The organism is Deltaproteobacteria bacterium (genome assembly GCA_019309045.1).
In the GTDB taxonomy this organism is placed as follows: Bacteria; Desulfobacterota; Syntrophobacteria; order BM002; family BM002; genus JAFDGZ01.
The window spans coordinates 55,176-64,785 of record JAFDGZ010000008.1; the positions used below are offsets into that span (position 1 = coordinate 55,176).

The 9,610-nt window shown below is 58.7% G+C and carries 6 protein-coding genes; 2 read left to right on the top strand and 4 right to left on the bottom strand.

Annotated elements, in window-relative coordinates:
* Window positions 1-400: 400 nt before the first annotated feature.
* The gene (locus tag JRI89_03205) at window positions 401-790 is read left to right on the top strand and encodes a hypothetical protein (GenBank protein MBW2070240.1); all 390 of its coding nucleotides are present in this window, start codon (window positions 401-403) and stop codon (window positions 788-790) included.
* 81 nt (window positions 791-871) lie between these two features.
* On the opposite strand, the gene JRI89_03210 is transcribed toward JRI89_03205, so the two are convergent.
* The 4 genes from JRI89_03210 to JRI89_03225 all read right to left on the bottom strand — a co-directional run bounded on the left by JRI89_03210 (window position 872) and on the right by JRI89_03225 (window position 9,077).
* Window positions 872-4,234 carry a UvrD-helicase domain-containing protein gene (locus JRI89_03210; protein MBW2070241.1) on the bottom strand — a complete coding sequence of 1,121 codons (3,363 nt, stop codon included), beginning with the start codon at window positions 4,232-4,234 and terminating at the stop codon, window positions 872-874.
* A gap of 10 nt (window positions 4,235-4,244) precedes the next feature.
* The gene (locus JRI89_03215) at window positions 4,245-6,923 is read right to left on the bottom strand and encodes a PD-(D/E)XK nuclease family protein (protein MBW2070242.1); all 2,679 of its coding nucleotides are present in this window, start codon (window positions 6,921-6,923) and stop codon (window positions 4,245-4,247) included.
* Window positions 6,920-7,936 carry a tRNA pseudouridine(13) synthase TruD gene (locus JRI89_03220; protein MBW2070243.1) on the bottom strand — a complete coding sequence of 339 codons (1,017 nt, stop codon included), beginning with the start codon at window positions 7,934-7,936 and terminating at the stop codon, window positions 6,920-6,922. The genes JRI89_03215 and JRI89_03220 overlap by 4 nt, the downstream gene beginning before the upstream one ends.
* An 85-nt stretch (window positions 7,937-8,021) precedes the next feature.
* Window positions 8,022-9,077 carry a M42 family metallopeptidase gene (locus tag JRI89_03225; GenBank protein ID MBW2070244.1) on the bottom strand — a complete coding sequence of 352 codons (1,056 nt, stop codon included), beginning with the start codon at window positions 9,075-9,077 and terminating at the stop codon, window positions 8,022-8,024.
* Window positions 9,078-9,437: 360 nt separating this feature from the next.
* Between JRI89_03225 and JRI89_03230 the strand changes: the two genes are divergently transcribed.
* A partial coding sequence (locus tag JRI89_03230) for a hypothetical protein (GenBank protein ID MBW2070245.1) occupies window positions 9,438-9,610 on the top strand: 173 nt, incomplete at its 3' end.

The following is a 9,610-nucleotide window of genomic DNA, read 5'->3' on the forward strand; positions in this document are numbered from 1 at the left end:
CGGCGGCCCCATCAGATTGAAGAAAACTCCAATATGTCTTTCCTGCAAACCGTTCATTTTGTCCGCAACATTCTCTGCCATTCAGCCGCTTTTTATGAACGAGGCACAATGTATAACATAAATCCGCCTGGAGCAAAACAACCCCTGCCTGTTCCTCTATGAGTGCGGCTCGCTTAGAATAGCTGAAGAGATGTGGCCCGACAAGGTGGGCACCGCCCCTGCAGGGTTGACAAGTAGCGGGGGCAGCTCTAATTTTCTTATAGATAGCCACAGTTGCCCCGAGCTCCGGCCCTACAAGGAAGCAGTACTGATGACTCCCTCAGGAGAGTTGACCATGGGGGCAAGACTCTGGGGCGCAGGGTTACGGCTGGATGCTATAATGATTGCTTGGGGGTGTGCCATGAGCAAATGTGCAGAATGCGGTGCTGCTGTTGCAGAAGATGAAACATATGAACACCTGGGGAGAATCCTCTGTGAGGATTGCTACCTGGATGCCCTGAATCCACCCAGGGCATGTGATCCCTGGGCAGTTCATACTGCCAAGAGCAGCATCCGACAGGGGATGCAGCTCACGCCGACGCAGCAGAGCATCCTCAACATGCTGAAAGAATCAGGGCCCCTTACTGCCGCAGAGCTGATGCGAAGGCTCCACCTCGGTGAAAACGACTTCAAGACTGCCTTTGCCACTTTGCGTCATATGGAGCTTGCTCGGGCCTTCAAGCAAGGCGAGCAGATCTATTACACTGTCTTCGACTCGAAGAGCAGCAAGGCTGGCGCCGATGCTCAATAAAATATGCCTGAGCCTGCCTTGCTGCAAGGTGCCGTTGGCTGTCCCAGGGCAAGCTCCCTGGCTGCCCAGGGACCAGCCGCTTCACAATTCTATTTTTCGCTGCAGAGCAGTAAAGTACAGTATGGCGTGGATCTCTGAGGCGTCAATCACGAGGCTCCTGGCAGCCATTTCTCGGTACCCCAGGATCTGGGGTCGGTAATGTTCTACTTCTCTAGCCAGGAAAGATTCTACCGTCTCGTTTGCTGCAGGTCTGCCTGTCTTGTAGTCCACCAGCCACCACTCATCGCCATCTGATACCAGGCGGTCTATTACTCCCGCCCGCACCTTGCCCGGGCCAGGACAGTCTTCCAGAGGAATCTCACAGTAAGACCTGGTGTGGCTCTCCCCCAGCAACCAGGCAAAGAAAGGCTCCTGCAGACAAGTCTGCACCTCGAGCACAATTGCCTGCGCCAGGTCAAAGGCTCTGGCTGCAGGGACCTTTTCTCTCACAAGGGCAGCGGCCACTCCCTCCACTGTGGGCAGCGGCTGCTGGCGGCCAAGGGATTCGAGCATTCTGTGAATGACAACCCCTCTTTCCCGGGCATAGTCCTCGCCGCCCTCACAAATCGCCATTTCAGCAAGCTCTGACGGCTTCACCAGGCTATAAGGCAGCGGTTCAGTTCTCAAGTACAGAGGCTGCGGCAGGGTGGACACAGGGCATCTTGGGCTGACACTGGGAGACGTCTGAGGATTCAGCAGCAGATTGACAACACTGTTGTTTGCTGCTGCCAGCTGACCATCAGCCTCTAGAGTAATGCCATGGTGCTGGAGCAGCCATTGCAGAGGACTGCGCTGTCTCGGCTTGAGCCCCTTGGGCCCCCGACCACAGATGCCACTGAGACAAAGCCTTTTTTTTGCTCTGGTGGCAGCCACATAGAAAAGCCTCTTTGCTTCGGCAAGTTGTTTTCGCCGGCTGATCTCTTGCAGCAACTTGAACAGACGTACACTGCTGTCGTTCTGCTGGCGGCGGTCAGGAGCAAGGGCTAGCAAAGACTCACCATCGGCCTCCGGCAGCCGCTCCAAGAGATACGGCGGCCCCGAGCCAGCAGCACCACTCAGAGGATCCCAGTCCAGAAATGGCAGATATACTGTGTCGAATTCCAGGCCCTTGGCCCGGTGAACCGTCATCATCTCCACGGGTGCTGCGGCAATGGCAGGATCCACCGGCGAGTAAGCATTTTCCAGCAGCAGCTCCATCTCCTCTATGGTCTCCTCGGCAATGCCCTTTTCAGCTTCGGCCAGAAGCTCCAAATAACGCCGACAGTTGGCGACTCCGGCAGTGGAGCTTGCGGCAGCCACCGCTGCTGGCCCATCCAGATCCTGCCAGACCCGGGCCACCAGGGTTGCCAGCTCCTGGCGTCCCAATCGCTGCTGCGCCTTGTGCATGGCATTCCACAGCTCGGCAACAGCAGGCAATTCTGCGGCTGCAGCACAGCACTTGGCACGCCAGCTGCTGGCAGCAATCTTCGCCACCTGAACAAAGTCAGCCAATGTCAGGTAGCACCAGGGTGAACGCAGCAGAGAGGCCCAGGCCACATCGTCATGGGGTCGGCTGAGCGCCAGAGTTATCTGGTGGAGATGCTGCACCTCCGGCTGTTCAGAAAGTAACAAGCCCTCCTGCACCTGTACAGCAACGCCTGCCTGCTGCAGGGCAGCCATATAGACGGCCAGAGGAGTTCTGGCAAAGAGTAAAATCCCTATGCTGCCTCCTGAATCGCCTGCCTGCACCTGGCTGCGTACCATCTCTGCCAGCCACTCTGCTTCAGCTTTCCTGAGTGCTGCAGCCTCTTGTTCTTCAGAGAAAATGGCCAGCGACAGCTGAGCTGCGTCGGCTTTTGAGATCGCCTTTGCCTGGATGAACTCTACCTCATCAGCGCTCGGATCAGGGTGCACCATGATGGTCTCGCCAAAAATCTGGTTGCACCAGTCCACCAGAAGAGGATGAGAGCGGAAGTTCGTTTGCAACTGCAAACTCTCCAGGGGAAACAACCCCATGCCAGCAACAGGCACGCCCTGTTTTGCTTTGACAAACAGGGAGACTTCGGCATTGCGGAAACCGTATATGGACTGTTTGGGGTCACCCACAAGCATCAGTGTTCTGTGCGAATCTGCAGGCCATCCTGCGCAGAGATATTGGATCAACAGCCACTGGTTGCGGCTGGTGTCCTGAAACTCGTCAACCAGCAGGTGCTTGATCTTCTGGTCGAGGTAAAGATGCAAGTCGGCGGGATTCTCACGGTTGAAGATTCGCAGGGCGCCCTGCTCCAGGTCGATGTAGTCGAGCAGGAGTTGTTGTCGACAAAGATCGCCATAGATGCGCACGGCCTCGCCCATTATCAGGACCAGATCATAGAGAGAGTCCAGATCAAGTTCTCCGGTCCCGGGCAGCGGCAGATCCTTGAGTCCATGCAGCAGCAGTGGAATTTCCGGGGGCAGCGTTGCCAGCATCTCTGCCCAGCTGCTCTTGTTGAAGCCCGCATAGAAGCCAGTCGCCGGACCCAGCCGTTTTCGCAGCGTGCCTGCCCTGGTTGTCATTACCTCAGCTGCTGCTTGCCAGCTGGGAAGCACCTGCCAGGAGCGAATCTCCAGCTCCGCTGGCAACAATTGCCCGGCAGCGGCTCCCTTTTCATGCAGATGTCCCAGGAAGGCAGGCCAGTTCCTGCCCAAGGGGGTTGCTGCCAGGGCCCTGGCGCAGGCATGGAGTCGTTGCTGTACCAGCCTTGCCAGCCTTTGCTGCAGGACCTCTGCCAAGGAAGCCCTGTGTCGATGGCTGCCAATCAATTCCAGGAGATCCTCCAGCTGGTCTCTTCTGGCCAGCAGCTCAACCACATGGTGCTGCAAGGCTGCAGAGTCGTTGTTGAGTCTGAGCAGCCAGTTGACAACCGCCTGGCGCCGCGGTTCTGTCGAATGAAGGTCCAGCAGTTGATTGATGGTTTCATCTGCCGCCTCCCTGAGGAGAGCTCGCTGCTGCTCATCGCTCATTACTCGACTGCCAGGTGGAATTCCTGCCTCCAGAGGGGCTCGCTGTACCAACTCCAGACAAAAGCTGTGGAATGTCTTGACTTGCAGACCGTCCGGTGCTGCAAGTAATTGCGCTGCATGACGTCGGCAGACTCGGGCGGCCTGGGCAAGCAGAACCCCGTCGGCGACATTGGCAGCCGCTGCACCGCGGCCAGCGCGCTCGAGAAGCTCCCTGAGGCGAGCCTTCATCTCTGCCGCCGCCTTGTTGGTAAAGGTGAGGGCCAGGATGTTGCCGGGGTGCTCCACTTCCGCCAACAGATTCAGGAAGCGGGCGGTCAGCAGCCACGTCTTGCCAGAGCCGGCAGGTGCCTCCAGGTGAAAGCTGCGCCGGATGTCCACCGCTGCCAGCCGCACAGGCTCGTCAGGAAGGATACTGCTGTTCATCTCTTTATGACTATCCTCGTCTGCTGCGCTGGCAGATGGTTCTGGCAAAACAGTTCTGGCACCATCGCTGCTGGGAGCGTTGCCAACTCCCCACTGCCTCTGCTGTGGAGAAATTGCCCTTCTGCAGCTCCTGGGCGAGTTCTGCCAGGCGATCTTCCCAGATGTCCAGGAATGTCTGCCAGTCGCCGCTCTTCTTCTGCAGGTTGTCCAGCTTTATCTCCTTTTCCGATTTGAGCCTTATATATCCCGCCTGCATGGGCTGCGCTGCTGGCAGCCGCTCATTGGCAGGCTGCAAGCATTCCTGCTGAAGGGCGCGCAGATAAGCAGGCAGCTGGGGCGCCCTGGCATGGTCGAATACTTCTGCCGCTGTGGGACTGCTGCCGGTTTTGTAATCCCAGCAGAAGAGCCCGTCAGTGGAATGCCGGTCCAGCCGGTCGATGCGGCCGGCAAAAGTGCACGGCCATCCTTTCAGCCTCAGACCTGTGAAGGAAATCTCTTCAGCCAGCCAGCGCCACCCTTGCTCCATCCTTTCTGCTTCCTGCTCGAGCCAGGCAGGGATCAGCCCCTGCGAACTGCTCAGCCAGCGCTGCCTCTCCACCCGCCAGTAAGGGCTGGCAGTCAGGTCAGCCACAGCTTGTTCCAGACACTCTTCTATGAAGGGCAGCATATCCTGCCAGCTGAGCCCCTTCTCAGGCAGCTGGGGCCGCAGCTGCCTGGTAATACAGGCCAGGGCCGCATGCAGCCGCTGGCCGCGCTCCTCAGCCCTGATGCCAAACTGGGGGATGGTCAGTGGTTCCAGGTCCAACAGGTGTTGCACCAGAAAAAGGAATGGACAGCGGCAGGCCGTGTCCAGCGCACTCACTGACAGCTGTTCCGGAAAGGAAACAGGCAATGGCAGGTTCTCTTCACCGAACTGCTCGGCTGGATATCGCTGCAGGCCGCGCCACATGGAGCGCACCCAGGGTGCCGCTGCCCAGACGGCACTCGGCTGCTGCCAGAGGTTGTCGACCACAGGCTCCCAGGCCTGGCGCCACAGCGGCGTAGGCAGCACTGTCTCGTGGCCCACCTGCTCCGGACTGCTCAGGTAAACTTCGCCAGCAGAAGACAGCAGCTGCTCCAGGGCTGCCCAGGCAAAGTCGTATTGGCTTTCCACGGTGGCACCCCGAATGTGCTGCCGTTCGCCAGGTTCAAGCAGGGGAAAAGAGCGCACCGGCTGGGGAAGCGCTGTGTGAGTCATGCCCACCAGGAAAAGCCGCTGAAAAGAAAGCCCGCGAGCTTCGATAAGGCCCATTATCTGAATACCCGCATGTTCACTGGCTTCGACCTGCACAGTCTCCTGGCAGAGCGCCTGATGCAGCCATCCCTGAAAGGTGGCAGCGTCAAGAGAGAGGTCAGCCAGCTCAACCGACACTGAATGTAAAGCTTGCTGCAAGAGATTGAAGGCGACATGGTCCGCCTCTTCAGCCATAACGGGAAACTGCAGCCGCCGCCAGACCTGCTCGAGGAATCCTTGCCAGCCAGCAGCAGAACGAATTCCAGACCGGCAGACAGAGGCCAGCAACTCGCCAAGATCGACCTGCTCTGAATTGAGCAAGGGCGCGAGTTCAGGCTGCAGCTGTAGAGCCTGATTGAAGAGAGCATTTACATGAGCTGCAGGATCCTGCCGTCGCCATTGCCGGTCCAGCACCGCCAGCTGATGACGCTCTCTTCGCCATTGGCCGTAGTAAGGAGACTGCAGCAGAGAGTAGATCAAGAGCCGATGGTTCTTTTCCATGGCAAAACGCAGGGGCAGAAGGGCTGCCCTGACCAAAGGGTGGCCAGTGAGAGGCTTCCCCAGGGTGATATTGTAGGTTGCCTCCCCAGGGGTGGCTGGCTGCGCCAGGATAGTGTCCAGGATCTTCTGTAAGGGCCCGGCATACTGCTCCAAATTGGGCACCACCACACCCACCGCACCGGGCCTCGTATCCTGGGAAAATTGGACAAGAAGCTCACAAAGATAATGAATTTCCGCTTTCATATCGGGTAGAGAAAAGGCGCGAGTGCAGGGGGAACCTCGTCGTGGCAGTGGAAAGTATTCCACCCTGGTGTGCCTGGACAGAACCCGGAAGAGATCCTCCTCGATGGGGGCCGGCTTTTCGAAGCCGGCCAACAAGACCGTCTGGGGAAGGGTCAGCCGCCCCTCCTGAATGGCCGCTGCCATTCTCAGCGGCAGCTCCGCGGGATGCCACAGCTTCTGCTCTTGGAGGGCGGCCCTGAATTGCCGGCACACTGCGGCTCGCCACTTGGGCAAAGGCAGAGGATAACTGCTCATCACCTTGGTGGGATCCAGGCGGTGGCGCACCATGGCGGTGTAGCTTTGCTCCAGCATGCGCAGGAGATTGAAGTCCAGAGACAGATCCTCGGGTGGCGGCTGCCGGCTAGCTGCCTCCTGCCAGAGTTGCAGCCGCCGCAACAAAGAGGCTGGCACTTCACTGTCCCAGAGGGAGGCATAGCTGCGCTGCAGCCAGTTGTTCAAACTCATGGCCTCGACTGTGAGCCAGCCGCGTCTTGCAGCGGCAAGCTGCTGCAGACGGTGGCGGTGTTTAAGCGCCCGGGCCAGGCGGCTGCCGGAGGTGACTACAAGGGTTCCGGGCCGCCACCTATCCAGCAGCATCTGCTGCCATGCCTCTGTTGGCGACACATGACTCACGGCTTCATAACCTCACTGAGCAGCACTGTGGCATAGGAACCCTTTGGCAGAAAAAATGACAGCCGCAGCCCTTCTTTTTCCTGCTGCAGCTCTACTTCTCCCAGGGGAATACGGAAAACCCTGCGGCTCCCGGGCTGCCTGTTGAATATTTGCGGCTGCAGCCCGGCCCGCCTGAGAATCTCCTCCTCCAGGGTGCCGGGGACGCCCTGGGCACGCCTCATTTTCTTGCCCCATATGGGGCCGGTAGGGCTGATTTCCAGACGCTCCGCTCTGGGCTGTTCAACCTCCGGTTCAGTGACGGTAAAGAGGCCGCCCGTGTCGTGCTTCTTGGCGATGTCACCCAGAAGCACGCGGTTGAACAACTGCTGCTGCAGCCTCTCTTTCAGGGTCAGGTTGAAGAGCAGCGAAGTGGCGGCACTGATGAGGAGCCGGCGCTGGCGCGCGGAGCGCAGCCGCTTCCTGCCCACCAGGATGGCCAGACCATCCTCAGCATTGCGCCCGCCTGCACCGAATCTCTGCGGCCCGTAAAAATTGGGCATGCCTGCAGCTCGGAGGCGATCAATGACCTGTCGGGCGCGTGGCAGCGAGTCCGGGGCAGCGCCGCGTATGAGAACCTTGAAATTATTCCCTCGCAGGTGTCCCGTTCGAAGCTTGTGTCCATGATACTTCTGCGCCAGGACAATTATGCCATGCCGCTCGAGTTCACTGAGGCCGCCAGCAGTAACCTTTTTCCGCGGCAGTGAGATCCACTGCCTGCTTACTGCCTGCTTGTCTTTCCAGCCAGCCAGCCCCACCTCATGGTCCTGCAGCCCAAAGTGCTTGCGAAAAACTGCCACCTTGTCCAGGGTGGACATACCTCTGCTTTCCACAAACAGGAAGACAAAGTCCCCTTCACCAGCTGCTTGGTAAAGGGGGACCTCCTCAACCACAAAATCTTCGGGCTGCACTTTGAGCCGACCGCCAGTGCCAGGCAGATCAGCCGTCAGATAGATGCTGCCGAAAGTTGTCTCCATGCCTCCTCGCTATTGAGGCGGAATAGCTGCCGCTGAAACTGAGGTAAACTGTGAAAAGTCTGGCGATTCTTCCGGGCGACCCTTGTCAGGCCGGCAACAATTCCTTCCAGGCCCTCTCATCCAGCAGCTCGACAATTGCCTTTGTCAATGCCAAGGTGGCCAGCACATCGTCCAGATGGATGAGACCGCTATGACTGTGAGCATAACGAACCGGTACAGAGAGAACCACCGTGGGAATGCCGCCGCGGGCCGCCTGGATTGCCCGGGCATCGGTGGCGCCGCTGCGCCGGACAGCCAGCTGGTGAGCAATATTGCGGCTGCGGGCGATCTCTGTGACCCACTGCCAGAACTGCCGATGAATTATGATGGAGGGGTCATAGAGTCTGATCTGGCAGCCTTTTCCCAGAACAGCCTGGGGATTGTCCCTGGTAATCCCCGGCAGATCATCCGCCGGGGCACCTTCCAGCACCACGGCAGCCTGGGGCTTTACCACCTCAACCGCTGCTGCGGCGCCCCGGGAGCCCACCTCTTCCTGCACGGTGCCAACCCCAAGGACAGTATTGGGATGCGTCTCCAGTTCAGCAAGGACCTGCACCAGAATGGCGCATCCCACCCGGTCATCCCAGGCCTTGTTTGCCAGCAGTTTGCCGTGCCACCTGGCAAAGCGACTTTCTGGAGTAACAAGATCTCCCAGCCGTATACCCAGGGCTTCGACTTCTTCCGCAGACTGAGCACCCACATCCACAAAAAGCTCCTCCAGCTGCAGCCTGTCAGCTTCCTTCTTGAAATGCACCGGTATGGAGCCAACGATTCCCTCGACAACTCCCTTGCTGCCGTGAATGTGCAGACGCTGCCCGGGCAACTGCTGCACCTGCCAACCCCCCAGGGCCTGCAGCCGCAAGTATCCCTGGGCAAGAATATCCTGTACCATGAAGCCCACCTCGTCCATGTGAGCCGTGAGCATGAGGCGGGGGGTATCTCGATCTCCCCTTCTTTCGGCAATAAGAGAGCCCAGACCATCGCGTCGTATGTGGCAGCAAGCAGCCAGCCGGGAGCGCATCAGGGCAGCAACAGGTTCTTCGCCGCCAGGTGGACCGGGCGTGCAAGAGAGTTCCTCCAGCAGTTGGATGATATCAGCCATGTTCACCTCTCCAGCTAGGGTGAGCAATCACAGCTATCAGACAACAAAACAGGCAAGATTTCAATGGCAAAAAGGCTGCAGCCTCGACCTTTCCTGAGAGGAAGCCAGGGTATTGGCGCAAACATGTTTGCCGGCGATTGCCCGCACCTCAGCAGGGAAATGGCTCGGGTGATCTGGGCGTGCTGCCAGGATTTCTCCCCTCTTTGTGCCCACTGGAGATTGTCTCCTCTAGGGGTGCGTCGTGAATTGCTAAATGTTTTAGCCTGTTGCAACTTGACAGTAGCTACCGCAGGTGCTAAAAGTCGCCCTCAAGAACAATCTGCATGAAACAAGCCCCCTGATGATGGAGAAGTGTTGCCTATGGCGGTATCACAGACCATTCTGCACGAAGAGGTTGAATCCCGCTATCTCGCCTATGCACTCTCCACCATTGTCTCACGCGCCCTTCCCGACGCCCGCGACGGGCTGAAACCGGTGCAGCGCCGCATCATCTATGCCATGGACAGCATTGGCGCCAGAGACACGGCCAGGTA

Excerpts from the sequence above, each read along its gene's own strand:
- JRI89_03225 (MBW2070244.1), bottom strand. The coding sequence starts at position 9,077 with ATGGCTGATATCATCCAACTGCTGGAGGAACTCTCTTGCACGCCCGGT.
- JRI89_03220 (MBW2070243.1), bottom strand. The coding sequence starts at position 7,936 with ATGGAGACAACTTTCGGCAGCATCTATCTGACGGCTGATCTGCCTGGC.
- JRI89_03205 (MBW2070240.1), top strand. The coding sequence starts at position 401 with ATGAGCAAATGTGCAGAATGCGGTGCTGCTGTTGCAGAAGATGAAACA.
- JRI89_03210 (MBW2070241.1), bottom strand. The coding sequence starts at position 4,234 with ATGAACAGCAGTATCCTTCCTGACGAGCCTGTGCGGCTGGCAGCGGTG.